At 67.8% G+C, this 20,203-nt stretch carries 18 protein-coding genes; 8 read left to right on the forward strand and 10 right to left on the reverse strand.

Annotation, left to right across the window (positions count from 1 at the left end):
- Position 1: 1 nt before the first annotated feature.
- From MAY35_RS01645 to MAY35_RS01655, 3 genes are read right to left on the reverse strand one after another with little or no spacing between them, the layout of a single operon-like run.
- Positions 2–2,404, reverse strand: coding sequence for a PEP/pyruvate-binding domain-containing protein (locus tag MAY35_RS01645; RefSeq protein WP_238418880.1), 2,403 nt, complete (start codon positions 2,402–2,404; stop codon positions 2–4).
- Positions 2,401–3,399 (reverse strand): TIGR03617 family F420-dependent LLM class oxidoreductase, encoded by a 999-nt coding sequence (locus MAY35_RS01650; protein ID WP_238418881.1) that lies wholly within the window; start codon positions 3,397–3,399, stop codon positions 2,401–2,403. The genes MAY35_RS01645 and MAY35_RS01650 overlap by 4 nt, the downstream gene beginning before the upstream one ends.
- A gap of 7 nt (positions 3,400–3,406) precedes the next feature.
- The gene (locus MAY35_RS01655) at positions 3,407–4,522 is read right to left on the reverse strand and encodes a hypothetical protein (protein WP_374237908.1); all 1,116 of its coding nucleotides are present in this window, start codon (positions 4,520–4,522) and stop codon (positions 3,407–3,409) included.
- Between the two features lie 50 nt (positions 4,523–4,572).
- Between MAY35_RS01655 and MAY35_RS01660 the strand changes: the two genes are divergently transcribed.
- A complete protein-coding gene (locus MAY35_RS01660; RefSeq protein ID WP_238418883.1) occupies positions 4,573–5,172 on the forward strand; it encodes a TetR-like C-terminal domain-containing protein in 600 nt (199 codons plus the stop codon).
- Here MAY35_RS01660 and MAY35_RS01665 read toward each other — a convergent pair.
- A complete protein-coding gene (locus MAY35_RS01665) occupies positions 5,147–6,100 on the reverse strand; it encodes a proline dehydrogenase family protein (RefSeq protein ID WP_238418884.1) in 954 nt (317 codons plus the stop codon). The two genes, MAY35_RS01660 and MAY35_RS01665, sit on opposite strands and share 26 nt — an antisense overlap.
- Positions 6,101–6,242: 142 nt before the next feature.
- Here MAY35_RS01665 and MAY35_RS01670 point away from each other — a divergent pair, with 142 nt between their 5' ends.
- The 3 genes from MAY35_RS01670 to MAY35_RS01680 all read left to right on the forward strand — a co-directional run bounded on the left by MAY35_RS01670 (position 6,243) and on the right by MAY35_RS01680 (position 9,434).
- Positions 6,243–7,004, forward strand: a complete 762-nt coding sequence (locus MAY35_RS01670) for a glycoside hydrolase family 16 protein (RefSeq protein ID WP_238418885.1) — start codon at positions 6,243–6,245, stop codon at positions 7,002–7,004.
- A gap of 106 nt (positions 7,005–7,110) precedes the next feature.
- Positions 7,111–7,755: a TetR/AcrR family transcriptional regulator C-terminal domain-containing protein gene (locus tag MAY35_RS01675; protein WP_238418886.1), complete on the forward strand. Its 645-nt coding sequence runs from the start codon at positions 7,111–7,113 to the stop codon at positions 7,753–7,755.
- Positions 7,752–9,434, forward strand: a complete 1,683-nt coding sequence (locus MAY35_RS01680) for an acyl-CoA dehydrogenase family protein (RefSeq protein WP_238418887.1) — start codon at positions 7,752–7,754, stop codon at positions 9,432–9,434. The genes MAY35_RS01675 and MAY35_RS01680 overlap by 4 nt, the downstream gene beginning before the upstream one ends.
- 81 nt (positions 9,435–9,515) lie before the next feature.
- Here the strand turns inward: MAY35_RS01680 and MAY35_RS01685 are convergent, their stop codons facing one another.
- Positions 9,516–10,427 (reverse strand): LysR family transcriptional regulator, encoded by a 912-nt coding sequence (locus MAY35_RS01685; protein WP_238418888.1) that lies wholly within the window; start codon positions 10,425–10,427, stop codon positions 9,516–9,518.
- Between the two features lie 381 nt (positions 10,428–10,808).
- Here MAY35_RS01685 and MAY35_RS01690 point away from each other — a divergent pair, with 381 nt between their 5' ends.
- Positions 10,809–12,071, forward strand: a complete 1,263-nt coding sequence (locus MAY35_RS01690; RefSeq protein WP_238418889.1) for a diguanylate cyclase — start codon at positions 10,809–10,811, stop codon at positions 12,069–12,071.
- Here MAY35_RS01690 and MAY35_RS01695 read toward each other — a convergent pair.
- Positions 12,019–13,383 (reverse strand): FAD-binding oxidoreductase, encoded by a 1,365-nt coding sequence (locus MAY35_RS01695; protein WP_238418890.1) that lies wholly within the window; start codon positions 13,381–13,383, stop codon positions 12,019–12,021. The genes MAY35_RS01690 and MAY35_RS01695 overlap by 53 nt on opposite strands.
- Positions 13,384–13,468: 85 nt before the next feature.
- Between MAY35_RS01695 and MAY35_RS01700 the strand changes: the two genes are divergently transcribed.
- Together MAY35_RS01700 and MAY35_RS01705 are read left to right on the forward strand one after the other, a co-directional pair.
- Positions 13,469–13,894 (forward strand): nitroreductase/quinone reductase family protein, encoded by a 426-nt coding sequence (locus tag MAY35_RS01700; RefSeq protein ID WP_238418891.1) that lies wholly within the window; start codon positions 13,469–13,471, stop codon positions 13,892–13,894.
- Positions 13,895–13,924: 30 nt separating this feature from the next.
- Positions 13,925–14,890 (forward strand): serine/threonine-protein kinase, encoded by a 966-nt coding sequence (locus tag MAY35_RS01705; RefSeq protein WP_238418892.1) that lies wholly within the window; start codon positions 13,925–13,927, stop codon positions 14,888–14,890.
- 4 nt (positions 14,891–14,894) lie between these two features.
- Here MAY35_RS01705 and MAY35_RS01710 read toward each other — a convergent pair whose 3' ends face one another.
- Complete coding sequence (locus MAY35_RS01710) at positions 14,895–16,028, reverse strand: amidohydrolase (protein ID WP_238418893.1); 1,134 nt, start codon at positions 16,026–16,028, stop codon at positions 14,895–14,897.
- 135 nt (positions 16,029–16,163) lie between these two features.
- On the opposite strand from MAY35_RS01710, the gene MAY35_RS01715 reads away from it, so the two are divergent.
- On the forward strand, positions 16,164–17,330 hold the full coding sequence (locus MAY35_RS01715; protein ID WP_238418894.1) for an FAD-binding oxidoreductase: 1,167 nt from the start codon (positions 16,164–16,166) through the stop codon (positions 17,328–17,330).
- On the opposite strand, the gene MAY35_RS01720 is transcribed toward MAY35_RS01715, so the two are convergent.
- The 3 genes from MAY35_RS01720 to MAY35_RS01730 form a co-directional block, all read right to left on the reverse strand.
- Positions 17,331–18,404: a hypothetical protein gene (locus MAY35_RS01720; protein WP_238418895.1), complete on the reverse strand. Its 1,074-nt coding sequence runs from the start codon at positions 18,402–18,404 to the stop codon at positions 17,331–17,333.
- 99 nt (positions 18,405–18,503) lie between these two features.
- The gene (locus MAY35_RS01725) at positions 18,504–19,646 is read right to left on the reverse strand and encodes a hypothetical protein (protein WP_238418896.1); all 1,143 of its coding nucleotides are present in this window, start codon (positions 19,644–19,646) and stop codon (positions 18,504–18,506) included.
- 13 nt (positions 19,647–19,659) lie between these two features.
- Positions 19,660–20,127: an SRPBCC family protein gene (locus MAY35_RS01730; RefSeq protein WP_238418897.1), complete on the reverse strand. Its 468-nt coding sequence runs from the start codon at positions 20,125–20,127 to the stop codon at positions 19,660–19,662.
- Positions 20,128–20,203: the final 76 nt, after the last annotated feature.

Raw genomic sequence — 20,203 nt, forward strand, 5'->3', positions numbered from 1 at the left:
CTCAGCCCGGTCCGATCCGCTCGACGATCCCGTGATCACCGTCGACCCGCACCCAGTCGCCGGTCCGCAGCACGCGGGTGCCCACCAGGGTGTTCACGACGCACGGCAGGCCGTACTCGCGGGCGACGACCGCGCCGTGGGACACCGAACTGCCGATGTCGGTGACCAGCGCACCGATGACGGTGAAGTACGGGGTCCAGCCGACATCGGTGACGGGCGCGACCAGGATCTCGCCACGCTGGACGTCGCGCGCCTCGACGATCGACTTCGCCACTCGCACCACACCTTCGACGGTGCCGCGGCTCGCGGGACGCCCGACGATCCGACCGTCGGTGGCACCGCGTCGCGGGGCGGCGACGAGCGGGAACGGTCGTCCCACCGACACATCCTCGAACTCGAGAGAGTCCTGGAACGACAAGGCTTCTCGACGCTGCCGCGCGCTCTGCACCAGGCCGGTTGCTTCGGTGGAGGCGGCGTCGACGAGACGCTGCAGCTCGGCGCGGTCGAAGAAGAAGACGAGGTCGGCGTCCGGCAGTCGTCCGGTCTCGGCCAACACCTCACCGAGATGCCGGTAACCGCGCTTGAGCGCATGAGCCATCAGCGCCATTCGGGACTTCGTCTCCTCGCGACCGCGTGCGCCGCCCTGCGTCAGGCGGGCGAGAAGCCGGATCGCGGCCGGCGGCGTCTCGTCGACGGCGGCCGGGGCCGGAATCCTAGCGACGGGGTCGAGCGCCGACCGCACCATCACCTGCATCATCGCGCCCAGGCCGCCGGGGTCGTCGGCCCAGGACGGGTCGCGCATGCACAGTTCGCGGTACCCGCGGTGACCGTGCCGTTCGAGGAAATGCCGCAACGCGCGACCGGCGTCGCCGGAGGCCGACCGCAGGTCGATGACCGCGTCATCCGGTGCTGCAGCGAGGAATTCCCGGGCAACCGCGGGGTCGGCCGCGATGGTGTGGACGACCGCGTCGAGTTCCGCGAGCATCATGGCGCTCTCGACTTCCGACGCACCGGCCATGAGCCGCGCGGCCTGCGCCTTGCCGTCCTCCTCGGTGCGTCCGTCTTTCACCGCCTGGCGCACCAGGACACTCTCCAGGACGTTGGCCGCCACCGCGGCGCGCGACGACGAGCGCACATGGGTCAACGTCACATCGCAGTACTGCTCGACACCGGTCTCCAACTGCTGCAGCACAACCCGCGGATCGCGGCTCGTCGGCACCGGGAAGGCCTCGATCTCGGCGGGCAGTCGCCGGATGGCCGGGCCCACCGACAGGGCATGTGACGTGAGCCGGATCGTGTTGCCGAGCTTACGTCGGAAGGGCTGTGCCGGCTTCGGTGTCAGCTCGTCGATCACCCGGCCGCAGATCGACATGGAGAACTGTTCGAGCGAGTTGCCGATGATGCCCGAGCTCAGCGCCGTGCCCTCGGTGAGATTCAGGAACATGTGCCCGTAGAAGTAACCGACCTGGAGCCAGGGCTTCTCGTACCTCTCCTGCGCCCTCGCGACCACCTGCACCATCTGCATCGCATAGTCGATCGCGAAGCCGGAGACCGACGCGGTCAGGGGACAGAAGGCGCCGGGCATCATCTCGCCGATGTTGCATCGGGTGTACACGTGGTCGACACCGGCCGGCGGCGAGTCCATCTCGTTGAGATCGCCCGGCAGCGTGGTGATCGGCCGTGCCTGCAACCACCACAGTTCGCCGGCCTCGTCGATGGCCCACTCGAGGTCCATCGGTCGACCCCAGTGCTGCGCGGTGCGCTGGGCCCCCGCGCGGACCTGTGCGATCTCATCCGGCGACAACACCGGCGCGGCAACAGATTCGTGCACCAAGGCCGTGCCGTCGGCGTCGAGGACAATGTGGTCGGGGGCGGCGGACCCGTCGACGAGTGCCTCCCCCAGTCCCGCGACGGCGTCGATGACCATCAGATCGCGGCGCCCCGACGTCGGATCCGCGGTGAACACCACGCCTGCGGCGCGTGCGTCGACCATCCGCTGGACGACCACGTGCATGGTCGGCGCTGCGTCTCCGCTGTAGGCCGAGGCACGACGGGAATGCACCGAGGCCGCGCACCGACGGACAGCATCGGTGAAGGCGTCGACGGAATCGACGCCCAGCACCGTGTCGTATTGACCGGCGAAGGACTGGTCGTCCCCGTCCTCCCCCACGGCCGAGGACCGGACGGCGACCGGAGTCGTACCCGCGGCCATCATGTGGCCGAACCGGGCCGTCACGTCGTCGAGAGCCCCGTCTACAGACGCATCGGCGATGACGAACCCCGTCGGGACCGGTAGTCCAAGACAACGCAACTCGGCCAGCCCGGCCGCCTTGCCCCCGTAGCGGTCGTCGGTGATGTCGTCGAACTCGACGACGCTCGGCGTCACGTCGATCTCCTGCGTCATCTGGAGCCGCCGAGCGCGTCGACGATCTCGGCGAGCGCATCCACGGCGATGGGACCCGGCTGATAGAGGCAGATCCGTTCCGACACACCGTCGACCCGGTCGCGGATGTGCGCAGCGACCTCCTTGGGTGTTCCACACGCCGCGATCGTGTGCAGCATCTCGTCGTCGATGAGGCCGGCCATCTCCTGCCACCGACCCTGCTTGGACATCGTGTTGAGCTCCGGTTGCAGATCCCCCCAGCCGTGCGCTTCCAGCACCGGCCGGTACGCCGGAGTGGAGCCGTAGAACGCCAACAACATCCGCGTCGAGGCGTGGTCATCGTCGAGATCCGAGCCGACTGAGACGATGATCTCGGGCACCACCTCGAAATCGTCCTCGGACCGGCCGGCCGCCGCGAGACCGTCGCGTACGGCGGGCAGCGTCGTCTCGTGCAGGAACCGCTTGGTCCCGAACGGCATCACCAGCAGGCCGTCGGCGACCTCGGCGGTGGCCCGGGTGAGCCGAGGCCCCAACGCGCCCAGATAGATCGGCGGCGGACCGTACGGGTTCGGCCCCGGGACGAAGGTCGGCGTCATGAGCGTGTGCCGGTAGTACTCGCCACGAAAGTCCAAGCGCTCGCCGGAGTTCCACGTCGCAAAGATCGCGCGCAGTGCGCCGACCATCTCCTTCATCCGCTCGACCGGACGGTCGAACTCGGCGCCGTAGCGCTTCTCGATCTGAGCGCGGACCTGAGTGCCCAGACCCAGGATGAATCGTCCCTCGCTGAGCAGTTGCAGGTCGTTGGCCTGGTGCGCGAGCTGGATCGGGTTGCGCGGGAACGCGATCGCGACGTTGGACATGATGTCCAGGCCCGTGACCGACGATGCGAGCACGAGCGGGGAGAACACGTCGTGCGGCCCCTCGAAGGTGAACACCCCCGATGCGCCCGCCTCCTGCAGGAGCTGTGCGCGTTCCACCGCATCGGTCGGGTTGAACAACGCCGTCATGATCTTCATCGCGCGCCTACTTCGCCACGTCGGTCCAGTCGGAGAAGCCCGACGGATGGTGCGGGCCGATCACACCGTGCTCGAACAGGCCGGCGCCTCGTCGGACGGTGCCGTCGGGCTCGGTGCACACGGCCGACCCGACATGGTCGATGAGACTGAACGGGGCACGGGCCATGACCTCGTCGTCGGTCAGGTCGAAGGTGACGCGTTCGGCGAACGCGCCCTCCTTCCAGGTGCCGTGCGCCCACGAGGTGTCGCCACCGTAACCGGATCCGAAGGCGATGGGGGCGAACAACTTCGACTCGACGTCGAGCTCGATCCGATCACCGGCGCGATTCAGGAACTCGACGTGTGCGCCGTGGGGAATCCTGGTGCCGGACGTGTAGTGGATGGTGACCCGCACACCGTCGAGCTGCTCCACACGGCCGTCCCGCCAGCGACGCGTGCAGTCGTACAGGCTGCGATGGCCGTCCGGATCCTCTTGCAGGATCAGGAACAACTGGAAGTCCTCGAAGGCCAGGGGGAGGTAGAGCCACCACATCCCGCGGAAGGAGGTGTCGGGCCGTCCCGCGGGTTCGGCCTCGCCCACCGGCCTGATGCCCCAGGACCGATCCCGACTCGCCACACTGCTGTCGTGATCGACGGTCAAGCGCTCGCCGTCGATGTCGATCCACCCCTCCCATGACCCGACCTGGGCAAACCGACACGCCTCCAATGTGACCCGACGTTCGGTCAGCATGTCGTGGGGCTTCTCCAGTGCCGCCGGGAACAGCCCCCGCCACGTGAGATCGGCGGCGACACCCTCGGTTTCCGCGAGGGTCAGGTGCATCTCCTGCAGTGGTTCGACGACGTCGAGACGGTACCCGTTGACGTTCTGGTGGAGCCGGTCGTCGTCGATGGCGTCGCTCAAGTGCACCGCGGTCTGTGTGTCCCCCCGACGCACCACGAAGTAGGCGTCCTTCACCCCGAGCCGGGGGTAGTAGCCGATGCCGGTCAGTGCCATGAACCGGCCCTCGCGGTCGAGCACGTTGAAATACGAGCGGTCGTAGAAGTTCCGGTCCGACGTCGCGGGCCAGGTGACCGGGGCCGACGTCTGATGGATCGGGTACTCGTCGAGTGGACTCAGTTCCACGGACACTCCTCTAATACGATGCACACTGTATTGGAACTACGATGGAACTCATGACAGCAGATGGCCAGAGGGAAAACAAGAGGTCGACGTCGTCGGCGCCCGGGCGGCCACGCGACGGACGGATCGACGCCGCGATCATCGCGGCCACCCGCGAACTGATTCTCGAGACCGGTTACCCCGCCCTGTCCCTGTCGGCGATCGCCGCCCGTGCCGGCACGACGACGGCCGCCATCTACCGGCGGTGGTCGGGCAAGGCCGAACTCGTGCACGAGGCTGTGCTGTCCGCCGAGACCCTCGCCCCGCCAACCGGTTCCGGGGACGTGCAGCAGGATATCCGCGCCCTCGTCGAGATCGTCCGGGCGATGTTCAACCGACCCGAGGTGCGGGTGGCCCTCCCCGGCCTGATCGCCGACACCGTCGCATCACCCGACGTGCACAGTCAGATGATCGCCCGGTTGGCCGGCGACCTCACCGCCTTCGAGTCCCGCTTCGGCCAGGAACGCCGCGACGACGACCGGTTGCCCATGCTGGCGGAGGTCGTCGCGGGCACCGCGATCTTCCGCATCCTCATCCGCAGCGACGCCGCGCTCGACGACGCATGGGTCGATCAGATGGTCGAGCTCATCACGGAACGCTGGCCGGCGGGCTGATCGGCCCACGCCCCAGATCGACGAGCGCCTGGAACACCCGGGTCGGGTCCTCGGCGATGCGGTTGAGCACGTACAACCACCATTCCGAGCCGAAGATGCAGTATTCGCGGGTGGCGAGCCCGTCTGTCGCCAACCGGTCGAGCAGGTCGGTACCCAGACCCATCAGCATCTCGACCTCGACGGACTCGGCGGCGCCGACCGACCCGAGGACGTGCGACACCAGCGCCTCGTCGTGCGTCGCGAGAGTGAGCGAGCCGCCGGCCTCGACGATGCGGCGCGCCAGTCGTTCGAAGCGCTTCGGCAGCTCGGGGTCCTCCCGTGCCAGCGCGTCCGACTCGGCCTCCAGGAACGCACCTTTGACGAGCCTGATGCGGCCACCGGCGGCGAGCAGTCGGTCCATGTCCTGCTCCGAGCGATGGAGCCTGGCCTGCAGGGTGATTCCCACGTTGCCGAAGCGATGCGCCAGCCAGTCGTAGACCTCGAGAACCTGATCGGTCCGATCGGATCCCTCGGCGGAGATCATGAACACGGAGTCGACCGCGGCGCACGCCTCTGCCAGTCGGGAACCGTTGTCCCGCACCAGGTCCCCGGACACGAGAAGTCCGATGTGCGACAGGTCTCCGGACACCGTCGACGGCAACCCGGTCCGACCGATGTGTTCGGCGACCGAGACGAAGACATCGGTGGCCGCGGTCGCCTCGGCGGCGTCGCGGACGCTCTCGCCTGTGTACTCGATGCTCACCCTGTGCCCGCGCTCCACCGCGCGCCTTCCGGCGCGGATCGCGGATTCGACATCTTCTCCCGCCGTATACCGATCGGCGACTCGCCGCGCGCACTCGGCGAGCTCGGCGTCGGCCATGACCCGGGACTTCAGCTCTTCGTCGAGTGCCCACCGACGGAGTGTGTCTGCCGCACTTGTTGTTTCCATGTCATCTCGCCTTTGCTCATGCGCCTGCCGACCAGCACACACTACGCGGAACACGCCGAAAGTCGATGTACTGTACCGCCATGGAACGACACGCCTCGTACGCGACCGAGTGCACGAACGGTCCCGCGCGAGGAGGAGTTCGATGATCAGCCTGCGCGACGACTTCACCGGCGAGGGTTTCGACAGCCGGACGTGGATCGCCGACTATCTCCCGCATTGGACGAGACCGGCGAACTCCGCGGCTCGGTGGACCGCGGCCGGAGGCCGGTCCCGGCTGTGCATCGACGAGGACCAGCCCGCCTGGCGGCCGTCGGAATCGGGAATGCGCGTCTCGAGCCTGCAGACCGGACACCACGCCGGTGAGGTCGGCAGCGCGGTCGGTCAGCATGCCCACCGGGACGGGCTCACCGTCGTCACCCACCGCCCGTCGGAGACCCTCTTCGCGCAGCGGCACGGTCGCTTCGAGGTGGACATGAGAGCGATTCGCGACCCGGCGTCGATGGTGGCGTTCTGGCTCCTCGGAACGGAGACACGACGGGAGGAGGCCGGCGAGATCTGTGTCGCCGAGATCTTCGGTCCACGGCCTGGCGAGCCGTGGACGCTCGGGGTCGGCGTACATCCGCACCGCGATCCGCGCATCGTCGACGACTTCTCGGTCGTCGACATGGGCGATGACGACCTCGCGGAGCTCCATCGGTACGCCGTCGACTGGGAACCGGACCACCTGGTGTTCACGATGGACGGTCGGGTCATCAAAGAAGTTCGGCAAACCATCGACTACCCGATGCAGCTGATGCTGAGCATCTTCGACTTCCCCGATCGTGCAATCTCCGAGTCGCCAGTCGGCTACCCCCGGATCTTCGAGGTCGCATCGGTTCAGGTCAGCACACTCGCCGACGACTGAGTCCGCGACCAGGCCGTCGAACTCTTGTCCACGCGTACTCGACACTTTATTGTTTGTCATACAAACACAAACACAAACACAAACACTGACAACGACGAGGACACCCATGCCGACGACAGGACGCGCCACCCGCGAGGCCGGGAAGGCCACGCGCAGGTCCCTGCTCCGGGCGGCCGCCGAGGTGTTCGCCGAGAACGGTGAGTCAGCGTCCGTGGCGCAGATCTGCAGCCGCGCCGACGCCTACCCGAATCAGGTGACGTACTACTTCGGCTCCAAAGAGCAACTGTTCGTCGAGGTGGCGAGTGCCGGCGTGCTACGTGCCGGCCGGCGCGCCGAGGAGGCGGCGGCCGACGCCGAGACCGTCCGCGACTACACCAACACCCTGGTCGGGACACTGCTCGGTCCCTGCGCGCGGGACGTCGAATTGTTCACCACCGCACTGCTTCTCGTGTCACGACGTACCGACCTGCGCCCCCTCATCACCGATACCCTCACCGTCCTCCACGAGCGCGGTGAGCAGGCGCTGCTGTCCACCCTCGTCCGCACGGGATGGCAGCTCCGCGCCGGAATCGATGTCGAGGCGCGGGCGTTCTGGTCGGCAATCTTCGGACTTGCGGTCCAGAAGGCCGCCACCGGAGCCGATTTCGGCTATCGACTCGAAGACGCGGTCGCCGTCGTCTTCACCAATCTCCAGATTCCCGACGAGGTCCTGGACAGTCCGTTGCAGGGCAAGCCACAGGAGGCACGATGACCCGGTCCGCGAATTCCGTCCGGCCGCAACCACATCTCACCCACGAGGTGGTCAACCAGGCGGCGCCACGCGTCGAGGTGAACGAGTACGAACTCGACACCGTCCTGCAAGAGGCCGTCGCCCGCCACGACGCAGGCTGGGGCGATGCCGAACTCCGCGACATCGGCACTCTCGTCGGCAGCGAATCCTTCAAGCACGACGCATATCTGGCGAACGCCATCACCCCGACCCTGCGCACTTTCGACCGATGGGGCAACCGTATCGACGAGGTGGAGTACCACCCGTCGTACCACCGCATCATCTCCGCGTCGATCGCCCACGGGTCCCACACCCGGTGCTGGGCGGATCCACGGCCGGGTTCTCATGTGGTGCGGGCCGCGGCGTTCATGCTCTTCGGCCAGATCGAACCGGGTCACGCGTGCCCGGTGTCCATGACGCACGCAGTCATCCCGTCCCTCGAACTCCAACCCGACGTCGCGGCCCAGTGGGTGCCGAAGGCGTTGTCGCGCAGCTACTCCCCCGACCTGTCCGCAGGCAAGGAGTCGGCCATCTTCGGCATGTCGATGACCGAGAAGCAGGGCGGTTCCGACGTCCGCGCCAACACGACCGTCGCGGTGCCCGCCGGCGCCGGCGGCCCGGGCGCGGAATACCTGTTGACCGGCCACAAGTGGTTCTGCTCGGCCCCGATGTCGGATGCCTTCCTCGTTCTCGCACAGGCACAGGGCCCCGCGGGCGAGGGACTCTCGTGCTTCCTGCTCCCACGCATCCTGCCCGACGGAACCCGCAACGTCTTCCGCATCCAGCGCTTGAAGGACAAGCTGGGCAACAAGTCCAATGCGTCGAGTGAGATCGAGCTGGACGGCACGGTGGCGATCATGGTGGGCGAACCCGGCCGCGGCGTCCGCACCATCATCGAGATGGTCGCGCAGACCCGACTCGACTGCGTCCTCGGCTCGACGGCGGGCATGCGCCAGGCCGTGGCCGAGGCGGTCTGGCATGCGCGACACCGCAGCGCATTCGGCGCGACATTGGCCGATCAACCCGCGATGACCGCCGTCCTGGCCGACCTCGCACTGGAGTCCGAAGCCGCGACCACCACCGCCATCCGCCTGGCGCGCGCCCACGACGAGGACGCCGACCCCCAGGAGCGGGCCTTCCGCCGGCTGGCGACCGCGGTGGCGAAATACTGGATCTGCAAACGCGGGCCCCATCACGCCTACGAGGCTCTGGAGTGCTTGGGCGGCAACGGGTACACCGAGGACTTCCCGCTCGCGATGCGCTACCGCGAGCAACCGGTGATGGCGGTGTGGGAGGGCTCGGGCAACGTCATCGCGCTCGACGTCCTGCGGGCGATGACCCGCGAACCCGAGTCGATCGCGGCCTTCGACGCCGAGCTCGCCCTGGCGCGCGGGGCGAACCGAACCCTGGACACCCACCTCGACCGGTTGCGCGACCAGCTCGGCGAGCTCTCTCGCCTCGCGCCCGCCGACGCCCAGCGCCGGGCGCGGTCCACCGTCGAGGCCATGGCCCTCGCACTCCAGGCGTCACTGCTGGTGCGCCACAGCCCGCCCGCCGTTGTCGACGCCTTCGTCGCCGCCCGCCTCGGTCCCGATCGCAGCCTCGAGTACGGCGCTCTCCCCACCGGCGCCGACCTCGCCGCCATCCTCGATCGGCACTGAGACGAAACGAGCAAGCAGCCGAACCGACCCTGCGGTGTCCGGGGCGATGGCGACACGACTCGTAGGGCCGGCGCTGTACGGTCAGAGCGAGTTCTCGGCCGCCGCGAGGATCTGACGTCGCAGCGTCGACGAGGTGTTCGGCAACCACATCGCGCGAACCGGCGCGAAGGGCGGGTCGTTGAATTCGACGATCCGGATTCGGTTGACGTAGATCCAACCGGGTTCGTTGGTCACGAACGCGCACGCCTTGGGGTGGGCGATCACCGCGGTGTGCGGCGGGGTTCCCAGCAGGGTCGACAGGATGATCCGCGGCTCGAAGCCCGCGCGCCGACACATGCCGACGAGCATGTCGGTGTACTCGTACTCGTGCTCCGGGCCCCACACCACGATGTCGTAGTCGGCCAGGTCCGCCATGTCGACCCGGTCGTGCTCGGCGAGCGGATGATCAGCCCGGACCGCGAGACGCAGCTCGTGCTGTGTGGCGATGGTCGTCGCCATGTCCGGCGGCGCGGCCACTCCTCGACCGAGGGCCATGTCGATCGCCCCTGACAGCAGTTCGTCGCGGATGAGCTCGGCGAAGACGGGGCGGACCGTGATCGGCACCGTCGAGTCGGCCAGCACCACCGGCTCGATGATCCGGAACACCTCCGAGGGCGCGAGGTCGGGCGCATGTCCGATGACGAACGGGGCCGGTGCGCCGGCATCGACCCTTCTGACCTGCGTGGCGAGTTGCTCACCACCGGCCAGCAACGGCACGGCGCCGCGGTAGAGCGCCTCCCCGGCCGGGGTCGGCGTGAGACTTCGGCGAGAACGGGAGAACAGTTCGACGCCGAGGTGACGTTCCAGTTCACGAATGGCCGACGAAAGCGCTTGTTGGCTGATGAACAGGTCATCCGCGGCGACACGCAGGCTCGGTGCCTCCATCACCACCACGAACATTCGGAGTCGTCGAAGGTCGATATCTCGTAGTCCAGGGTCCCCAGGACCGTTCATCAACCATCTCCTGTCAGTTATCCAGATTGATGTGATTGTAGGTTGACCATCGAGCTAATATGCTGGTTTTTGCGAGGCCGCGTCACCAAATGCCAAATCGCATTCGGACTGCCTGCTGAGGTCCCCCCGCGGAGGGGACGGGAGGACCTCAGCAGGAGCCGACCGATCAGACATTTGGCACGACCGTCTCAATGCGAAACTCGACGGCGATTCTGCCGATTCTTACACCTTTTCCACTGACGGGTCATCCTGTGGATATCGGTATGAAACGATCGTTAATCGTCCTCTAGACTCCGTTATGCCTGTATTGCCGTTCTGACGGTCCGGTTCTCACCGACTGTGGTCACGGCGTGACACGGGCAAGAAGAGGATGTAGCGATCGTGAACCCAGACAGCGACGACGCGCGACGAACCGCTCGTTTCCGGGCACTTCGCCACGCCCCTGCGTCGTCGGAGATCACCGCACATCGTCACTTGTACGACGACGCCGATCATGTGCTCAACCAGGTGCGGATGCGTGAACGGCACGTCCGCTACACCATCGTCGTCCTCGTCGTCATCTGCGGGATGCTCGGTGCGATCGCGCTCTTCACGCCGAGCGGCACCCAGGGCTCGATGCCACGTTCGATCGCCCTCGGAATCGCCGTCGCCACCACCGTTCCCATGGCTTTCGCAGTGAGCCGGGTTCACCTGGGAGTGATCTGGTGGACCAAGCAGTCCTCCATCAAGGGATTCAACACCGCGTTCGTCGTCTACGCCGACACCGTCCTGACCGTCGCCGTCATCGCCATCACCGACGTGATCCTGGCGCAGTTCCTCGCAACCATTTTCGCCGTTGTCGGCTCGTACGTGGCGCATTTCGTCCAAAGCCAGGTCGCCTACGCGCACATGATCTACTCGAGCATTGTGGTCTGCGTCCTCGGCGGCGTCGCCTGGGCGGAGGGCGGACCCTTTCCGAACGTTCTCTTTGCCACTCTGGCCCTGCTGGTGGTGACCAACGGCACCACCACACTGCACCGCAGTTACACCTCGGATTTCCAGCGATCGCTGAAACACCAACTCATCATGGCCAATACGGACTCCCTCACGGGTCTACTCAATCGACGCGGTTTCATCTACGCCACGACCACGATGGTCCGACGCAACCCGACCCCCCGTTTCGCCCTCATCGCGGCGGATGTCGACCGGTTCAAGAACATCAACGACGAGCACGGCCACGCGGTCGGCGACACCGTGCTCCAGCGGGTAGCGGAGATCCTGCAGTCGGCGGTGGACGACGATGCCATCGTCGGGCGCCTCGGGGGCGACGAGTTCGCCATCGCGGTCCGCCACGACGAGACCGGCGTGCGCGCACTGGCCGAACGCATCCGGGCACAACCCATCGAGGCCGACGGCCGGCCCATCGCGACCATCAGCCTCGGCATCGCCGTCGGCACGTCGCCCGGCGGCAGCCTGTCCGAGGCCGACGCGACCGCACTCATCCAGCGCGAGTTCGCGGTCGCGGACACCGCCCTGTTCGACGCCAAGGCCGCGGGCCGCGGCACCTACGTAATCGCCGGGCCCGAGGGTTCGGCGGGTCCCCGGACAGGGCCTACAGGAGCACGCCCGGGTTCAGCAGACCGTCCGGGTCGAGAGCCTTCTTGATGAGCGCGGTCAGTTCCATGACGTCCGGCCCCACCTGATCGGGCAACCAGCCCTTCTTGAGGCGACCCACGCCGTGCTCGCCGGTGATCGTGCCGCCCAGCTCGATCGCCAGATCCATGATCTGACCGAACGCCACCTGCGCACGCGCGGACTCGTCGGCGTCGGCCGGATCGAAGACGATGAGCGGGTGCGTGTTGCCGTCGCCGGCATGCGCGATCACCGAGATCATCACCTGGTTGTCCGCGGCGATCTTCGCGACGCCGTCGATCAGGTCCGGCAGCGAGGGCAGGGGCACCCCGACGTCTTCGAGCAGCAACGACCCCAGTTTCTCCACGGCCGGGATCGCCGCGCGTCGTGCGGCGGTGAACGCCTCACCCTCGACGGGATCCTCGGTGGCGAAGACCTCCCCGGCGCCGTTGTCCTCGAACGCCTGCCGGATGAACTCCACCTCGGCCGCGCCGGCAGCTCCCGGGATGTCGGACTGGGCGACGAGCAGCGCACCGGCTTCCCGGTCGAGACCCATGCGCATCAGGTCCTCGACGGCGTTGATGGCCACCGAGTCCATGAACTCGAGCATCGCCGGTCGGATCTCGGCGGTCACCGCGAGGACGGCCTCACTGGCTTCGTGCACCGATGCGAACACCCCGACGACGGTGCTCGCCGGACCCTGCGGGGGCAGCAGCCGCAGCGTGACCTCGGTGATGATGCCGAGCAGGCCCTCGCTGCCGACGAAGAGTTTCGTCAACGGCAGCCCGGCCGAGTCCTTCAGTTGCTTGCCGCCGACGCGTACCGCGCGACCGTCGGCCAGCACCACCTCCAGACCCAGCACATAATCGGTGGTCACCCCGTACTTGACGCAGCACAGTCCGCCCGCGTTGGTCGCGACATTGCCTCCGATCGAGCAGATCTCGAACGAGGAGGGGTCGGGCGGATACCAGAGACCGTGAGCCGCGGCGGCAGCCTTGACCTCGGAATTGAACAGCCCCGGTTGGACCACCGCGGTCCGTGTCGCCGAGTCGACCGCGATGTCGCGCATCTTCTCGGTGGAGAGCATGATCGCGCCGTCGACCGCCGTCGAACCGCCGGAGAGGCTCGTGCCCGCTCCGCGGGTGATGATCGGTATCCCGTTGGCCGCGCACCATCGAACAGTGCTCTGCACCTCGCCCGTCGTCGTCGGACGGACGAGAGCGAGGGGGGTGCCGGCCGATGGATCGGCTGCCCTGTCCTGGCGGTAACCCGCGAGGATGTCGGGGTCGGTGACCACCATGCCGTCGGGTAGAGAAGCGGCGAGCGAACGCGTGTCGGCACTCATCTGTTCAGAGTATTCGCCGGGCCCGTGACCGGGGTTTCACTTTGACACATGGCCTGTGCGGCCCGCTGCCGCAACAATGGACGCCGTGAACGATTTCAACGCGACGGTCATCAACGAGTTCCGCTCCAACGGCGGTCATGTGGACACCGCCGGTTTCGGCAAGAACCTGGTCCTCCTGCACACCGTGGGCGCCAAGTCGGGAGAACCGCGGATCAGTCCGCTGTTCGCGCTGCCCGACGACGGCAGCTGGCTCGTCATCGGTTCCTATGCCGGCTCACCGAAGGCGCCGGCCTGGGTACACAACCTGCGGGCCCACCCCGAGTCGGTCGCGGTCGAGGCGCCCGCCGAGAACGGTGTGGCACGTCACGACACGCAGGTGTCGGAGATCGACGGGGACCATTGGGAGGCTTCGTGGCAGAAGTTCATCGATGCCTCCGAGCAGTTCCTCAAGTACACCGAGACCGCCGAGGGACGCCGGTTCCCCATCTTCCGGTTGACGCCGACGTCCTGAACGAGGCCGCGCCACCTCTACGCTGACACCATGTTCGAGGTTGGCGAAGGCGTGGCCGGCTTCACCATCGACGAGTTCCTCGGTGGCGGGGCGAGCGCGGACGTGTTCCGGGCCCATCGCACCGGCGGCCCCGACGCCCCCGTCGATCCTGGTACTCACGGACCGTGCGGCGAGCCGGTTGCGCTGAAGGTGCTCCACCCCAACGCGTCCGACCACGCACGGGTCCGGGAGCGCTTCGAGCGCGAGTTCGATATCGCGTCGGTCCTCGACCACCCGCACATCGTCCGCATGCTTTCCCACGGCGAGATACCGGTACCGCGGCACTCCCGCGGTCCCCGGCATCTGCCGTCGATGTACCTGACCATGCAGTACGTCGCGGGCCCGGCCGCCACCGCCCTCATCCCCGGCGACGGCGACGAACCCGACATCGAGACCATCCTGCGGGTCGCCGCGCAGATCGCCGACGCCCTCGACTTCGCGCACGGCCAGGAGATCCTGCACCGCGACGTCAAGCCGGCGAACATCTTGTTGTCGGACACGCCGGGCGGAGCGCGGGTGGACGGTTACCTCACCGACTTCGGCATCGCCCAATTCCTGGACGACACAAGGCCGCTGGCCCGCAACGGCCGGGTGCAGGGCTCCATCGGATACGCCTCCCCCGAATTGCTCCAGGCGCACAAGCTCTCTCCGGCAACGGATTTCTACGCCTTCGCCTGCACCCTCGTCGAACTCCTCACCGGCGCACCGCCCTACCCCCGCACCACCGCGTTCGCGATCACCCAGGCGCACATCAACGACGACCCGCCGCGCCTGACCCGGCGTCGACCATGGTTGCCGTCGGCGGTGAACTCGATCTTCGCCAAGGCGCTGGCCAAAGCACCCGAGGATCGCTACCCGTCCTGCACGGCACTCGTCCACATCCTCGCCCGGCTCATGCGGGACGTACCCGTCCCCGAACCGGCACGATCGTCGCCGTGGTGGAAACGGTCGCGGTGACCGGTCAGACCTCTGCCCCGTCGATCGAGTAGATCCGGGTCGCGGTGTCGCGGAATATGTTCCGCAGCGCGTCCGAACCCCACTGGGAGGCACAGTCGACGAGCGCACCGACGAGTACGTCGATCGCCGCGTTGGGCCGGTCGATCGGATAGTTCGATCCGAACATGATGCGATCGGAGCCGAAATGCGTGACGACGTGCTCGACGAAGGGGCCGATCATCTCTGCCAGCGTCGCCTGCCCGCCGATGTTGCCCCAGCGTTCGTGGCCGTAACCGAGGATCGGCATCGCGAGCCCCGACAGCTTGACCACCACATTGCGATGAGTCGCCAGCGTCGTCATGCGTTCACGCCACAATCGCCAGATGTCCGCACGCGCCGCTGCGGTCGCCCCGGTTCGCAATCCGACCGGCCCGAACACGCCTGCCGGGATACCGAAGTGGTCGAGAACGATCGTCGTGGTCGGGTACTCGCGCGCCAGGAGGATGACGTCGTAGAGCTGGTGCGAGTACACCGACGCCTCGAAGACGAGGTCGCGGCTCGCCAGTTCGGCGAAGCCCTCGAGGAAGGCCGTCGACGACAACAGGTTGTCGGTGTCCCCGCCGTCGCGCACCCGCGGATCGGGATGCCGGGAGGCGACGATCCGGATCCCGCGGAACCGCGAGGACGCGCCGAACTGCTCGTCGAGCATGGTCGCGAAATCACGTGTCCGCGGATCCCCGTGGGCGATGACCGCACCCAGCCGAGGAGTCCCGGCCCGACCGAACGGCAGGCTCTCCAGGTAGCGGGTCTCCTCGACCGCAGTGCTGTCGACGGGCGGCTCGGCATCGTCGGTGACGGCCTTGCGCCAGTGGGACTCCACGTGCACGACGGTGTCGATCGGAGCCCCGGCCACTGTCGGGACGAGTGCCGCATCGGTCGCGTACTGCCGCGGCTCGTAGGGCCGGGCGACCGTGCGCGGCGTCAGCACGTACTCCCGGTCCGCGCGGGAGACGATCAGTGGGAACACACGGTCGCCCAAAGTGGGGACGAATCCGTACAGCCGCGACGCGCGAGTGGCCGCCCACGGGGTTCGACGCGGGTTCCAGTGCTGCACATGCGCATCAACGATGCCCGTGAGGACACCATCGAGGGACGTCATCCCCGTACCTTGCCACACCGGATCAGTGTCCGACATCCGATGCCGGATCCTGAATCCGGCCGCCCCGAAGGGTTAGTGTGGGTCTCTTGAACCGGGCGGGGGACCGGGCGTCGACGGAGGTGAACTTTTCTCACGATGGCGACTCACTCACGCCATGCACTGCATCAGCTGCGAACGGCGGTGAACCGGCACCCCGACCGATTCGTCACCGATGTCTACACCCGGATGTTCGCGATCGATCCCGATCTGCGTGATCTGTTCGGGGTGTCGATGGCCGCTCAGCGAGTCGCGTTCCATCGGGTGATCGATCACGTCCTCGAAGCCATCCCGGCCGAGTCCGGTCACGCCGAACTCGTGGAGTTCCTCGCGCAACTCGGCCGCGATCATCGCAAGTTCGGGGTCGAGCCCGAGCACTATCACGTCATGTACGCCGCGCTGATGGGTGAGTTCGCCGCCCTCATGGAGGGCTACTGGGACGCCGAGACCGAACAGACCATCTCGCAGGCGATGATGCTGGTGACCGGGGTGATGCGGGGTGCCGCCGAGAGCGCCACCCATCCCGCACGCTGGACGGCCGAGGTCGTCGAGAAGTACCGCATCACCCGGGATCTCGCGGTCGTGCGTCTGCTCGCCCACGCGCCACTGACCTTCAACGCGGGCCAGTACCTCGAGGTCCACATCCCCCAGTGGCCCAAGCAGTGGCGCAACCTCTCCCCCGCCATCCCGCCCAATCCGGCGGGTGAACTCGAGTTCCATGTACGGGCAGTGCCTCGCGGGACGGTGAGCACGGCCATCGTCGGCGAGACCCGCGTGGGTGACGTGTGGACCCTCGCCCAGGGTCACGGCACGCTGCACATCGACCAGAACAGGCCCGACCAGGGCACCAAGGTGTTGATGATCGCGGGCGGGACCGGCCTCGCACCACTGCGCGCCCTGCTGATCGAGATGTCGAAACGCGCCGACTCGCCCGAGACACACATCTTCTACGGCATGCGATATCCCGGGGAGCTCTACGACCTCACGGTGCTGCGCCGGATCGCGTCGACCAATCCGTGGTTGCGGGTGACCGCGGTGACGCAGGAGGAGAACGATCCCTGGTGGATCACCGCCGTCGCGACACCGGCAGAACTCGGCGTCGACCACCAGATCGGCACACTCGCCGACGTGGTCACGCGCAGCGGCCAGTGGGACGACCATCAGGTGCTGATCGCCGGGTCACCGCAGATGATCGAGGCGACGCGACGTTCGCTCATCATCGCGGGGGTGCGGGCCAGCCGTATCCAGCACGACCCGGTCTTCTGATCAGGGCACCTCGAGACTCGGCTGGCCACCCGTCAGCGTGCTGGTGACCGTCTCGGTCTCGGTCACGGTGAGCGTCTCGGGCGCCGACTCGGTCACCGTCGTGGTCCGGGTGACGGGACGAGGGGTACTCGTGACGGTCGTCGTCCGGACATCGGTGCTGGTCTCGGTCTCGGTCACCGTGGCCTGCTCGGTCTGGGTCACCGCAGCCGGCGTCTCGGTGATCGTGATGGGAGCGGGTTCGGCCGAGGTGGCCTCGGCGGTCAGGATGAGTGTCATCCCGATCGCCGCGAGGAAGACCGCCGCGCCGATCGCCGCACCCACGAACCACCAGCGCCGGCCGGTCGTCGTCCGCGCCGGAGCGGCCGGTGCTGCGAGTGCCACGACGGCGGCGTCGGCCGCACCGAGCGCCGAGGCCAGGGACGGATTGTCGGCGACGGTCACGGGACGCTGCGCCGCGTACTCGAAAGCAGGCGCGATGCCGGGCAGCTGCGCACCCGGTCCGACGACGATCACCGAGGTGATGTCGCGACCCCGGGGCAGGGTGGTGACGGCGGCTGCCAGACGGGTCGCGCCCTCGGGGTCGGTGACCGGCGAGACCTGCCCGGGCGCGAAGTCGGCGGTGCCCAGGACGGCGCCCGACGCGGTGTCGATGGTCGCCAGCGTGGTACCCGTCGCCGGCGCGGCGTCCCGGTCGAGGTCGACGACGGCGACGACGCCACCCCGCGTCGAATGTGTGCAGGCGATCTCGGCCAGCGCCGAGGCGTAACCGGTGACGAGGACCTTGTCGAACCAGGACGCCCCCGTTCCGGCGGCGAACGCGTGGGCGAGGTGCTTGCGGACGTCCTCACGGGATGCGGAGATGCCGATCCGGTCGACTTCCACCGGGACCGACTCGACGAGTTCGATGATCGCGGCCTCTGCGCCGGCGGCCGACGGATCGGGCAGGTCGACGAGATTGCTGGCCAGCACATGACCGTCGGCGTCGCGGACCACCGAGCTGATCTGGTCGTCGACTACGGATATACCGAGGACCACGAAACCCGGCATCGCACCGTTCCCGGGTACCTCGGACATGGTCAACCTCCCCGTCGCCGAGCTGCTTCGGCGTTCTGACCCGCTAGCCTAGCTGCCGGTTTGCGGGCCGGGGCACTCGGATCGGCTGAGCGCGCCCGCTCAGATCGGGTCGGCCGGATGCTGCGTGTAGGCCGCGTCGCGAACCGACTCGTCGGTCTCGAGACCGGCGCCCAGCGCTCCGCCCACCGTCGCGAGCGAACACGTCAGCCAGGCGACCTCGAGGTAGTCGGTGAAACCGGCAGGGTGTCCGAGAGTCTCGCTGAACACCTGCGGGACCACCAGGCAGAGGGCGCCCAGCGCGGCCAGGACGAAGAGCGCCGCGTAGAAGGCCGCGACGCCGAGGACCACGGTGATCACCGTGGTGATGTTGAACAGTGCCACCTGTTCTCTGGTCTGCCGCGAACCGCCCCGCTCCCACAGGTTGGCACCGATGATCAGGGTCGCGGTGATGGCGATGATCGAACCCAGGGCCACGCCGGTGAGCCGGATGCCGCCGAAAGTGTCCGCGAGCAGCCAGATGTCGGCGGTCACGAGTGCGAAGACGCCGGCGGCTATCGCGCCGGTGAGTGCGCGCGTGAGGCCCAGGGCGAGCCGCCAGGGACGGTTGGCGCGGACCATGCCGGTGAGGAGGCGGAGATTGCCCGTGAGTACTCGCGCGGTGAATGCGGTGCCGTCGTCGTCGACGTCGGTACCGAGCTGACGCACCCGATGCCGCAGCGCGGACCGTGACGGAGACTTCTGGTGCTCGCGCAGGTCATCGGCGTCGGCCCCGAGCAGCTGCCCGACGAGTCCGGTGATGATCCCGCGTGTCCGTTGCCGGACTCCGGTGGCCCCGAGTGCGGGTACCGAGAGGACCGCGACGCCGTGCACCGCGTTGGCGTGCGCCACGACGGGACGTCGACCGACGTGCAACGGGAGGTCGGTCATGCAGACGACGAGGTCCCACTCGTGATCGAGCATGAGATCCCGAGTGGCATCGACGATCTCGGCGTCACCGGCCGGGGGTTGCACCACCGCGGCCTCGACGAGTTCGACTTGCCATCGAGCTCCGGGGAACGTCGTCTGGACGTGATCGGCAAGGTTCGCCTCGACGAGTTTGCGGGCGAGTCCGATGGCCTGTCCGGGCGCGGCGACGACGCCGAGGACCACGACGGGATCGGAGGGATCGCCGGGGTGTCCGGGGTCTGCGGGATCGCCGGGATCGGCGGGCACGGGAGACGGATTGTCTGCGGCGGAGTCCATCGGGCGGACGCGCTCAGGCGAAACGGGCCGCGAGCGCGCGGAGAGTTCCCTCGATCCCCTTGCCGTTCTTCTTGTCGTACCCGATGAGTTCGATGACCTTCGGGACGCGCAGGGTCGAGTAGTCGAAGGTCTCGGTGACCGCGGTGGTGGTCGGTGAGATGGCCTCGAGGTCCCAGCGCCAGCGATGGCCGAACGGATGCTGCCATTCGACGACGCGGTCGGTCTCGACGTCGGTGGCCGTCGAGGTGATCTTGTAGGGCACCCCGTACTGCTTCATCCCGACGCTGAACCGCGCGCCGCGGGTCAAAGTCTCGGGCCCCTCCACCGGGGTGTCGCGCACCGTGCCCGAACCGTCGAGCTCGGGATGGCGGTGCGGATCGGCGACGAGTGCGAAGACCTCGCCGGCCGGGGCGTTGACGACGACCCGCCGGGAGACCTTGTGCGGACCGGAGTCGACGGTGGTGACGGGTTCGGAGGCCATGGGGTCAACGTTACGCACGTCCGCGGGCTCGCGTCACAACTGCACCAGACAACCCCAGCACCGGACACCACTGCAC

Source organism: Gordonia sp. 'Campus', from assembly GCF_022206305.1.
Classification (GTDB): domain Bacteria; phylum Actinomycetota; class Actinomycetes; order Mycobacteriales; family Mycobacteriaceae; genus Gordonia.

What these genes read in the sequence shown, in the direction of transcription:
- MAY35_RS01675 (WP_238418886.1), top strand. Translation starts at nt 7,111, where the DNA reads ATGCCGACGACAGGACGCGCCACCCGCGAGGCCGGGAAGGCCACGCGC.
- MAY35_RS01710 (WP_238418893.1), bottom strand. Translation starts at nt 16,028, where the DNA reads ATGACGTCCCTCGATGGTGTCCTCACGGGCATCGTTGATGCGCATGTG.
- MAY35_RS01730 (WP_238418897.1), bottom strand. Translation starts at nt 20,127, where the DNA reads ATGGCCTCCGAACCCGTCACCACCGTCGACTCCGGTCCGCACAAGGTC.
- MAY35_RS01650 (WP_238418881.1), bottom strand. Translation starts at nt 3,399, where the DNA reads ATGAAGATCATGACGGCGTTGTTCAACCCGACCGATGCGGTGGAACGC.
- MAY35_RS01720 (WP_238418895.1), bottom strand. Translation starts at nt 18,404, where the DNA reads ATGTCCGAGGTACCCGGGAACGGTGCGATGCCGGGTTTCGTGGTCCTC.
- MAY35_RS01645 (WP_238418880.1), bottom strand. Translation starts at nt 2,404, where the DNA reads ATGACGCAGGAGATCGACGTGACGCCGAGCGTCGTCGAGTTCGACGAC.
- MAY35_RS01695 (WP_238418890.1), bottom strand. Translation starts at nt 13,383, where the DNA reads ATGAGTGCCGACACGCGTTCGCTCGCCGCTTCTCTACCCGACGGCATG.
- MAY35_RS01715 (WP_238418894.1), top strand. Translation starts at nt 16,164, where the DNA reads ATGGCGACTCACTCACGCCATGCACTGCATCAGCTGCGAACGGCGGTG.
- MAY35_RS01670 (WP_238418885.1), top strand. Translation starts at nt 6,243, where the DNA reads ATGATCAGCCTGCGCGACGACTTCACCGGCGAGGGTTTCGACAGCCGG.
- MAY35_RS01705 (WP_238418892.1), top strand. Translation starts at nt 13,925, where the DNA reads ATGTTCGAGGTTGGCGAAGGCGTGGCCGGCTTCACCATCGACGAGTTC.
- MAY35_RS01685 (WP_238418888.1), bottom strand. Translation starts at nt 10,427, where the DNA reads ATGAACGGTCCTGGGGACCCTGGACTACGAGATATCGACCTTCGACGA.
- MAY35_RS01680 (WP_238418887.1), top strand. Translation starts at nt 7,752, where the DNA reads ATGACCCGGTCCGCGAATTCCGTCCGGCCGCAACCACATCTCACCCAC.
- MAY35_RS01725 (WP_238418896.1), bottom strand. Translation starts at nt 19,646, where the DNA reads ATGGACTCCGCCGCAGACAATCCGTCTCCCGTGCCCGCCGATCCCGGC.
- MAY35_RS01665 (WP_238418884.1), bottom strand. Translation starts at nt 6,100, where the DNA reads ATGGAAACAACAAGTGCGGCAGACACACTCCGTCGGTGGGCACTCGAC.
- MAY35_RS01660 (WP_238418883.1), top strand. Translation starts at nt 4,573, where the DNA reads ATGACAGCAGATGGCCAGAGGGAAAACAAGAGGTCGACGTCGTCGGCG.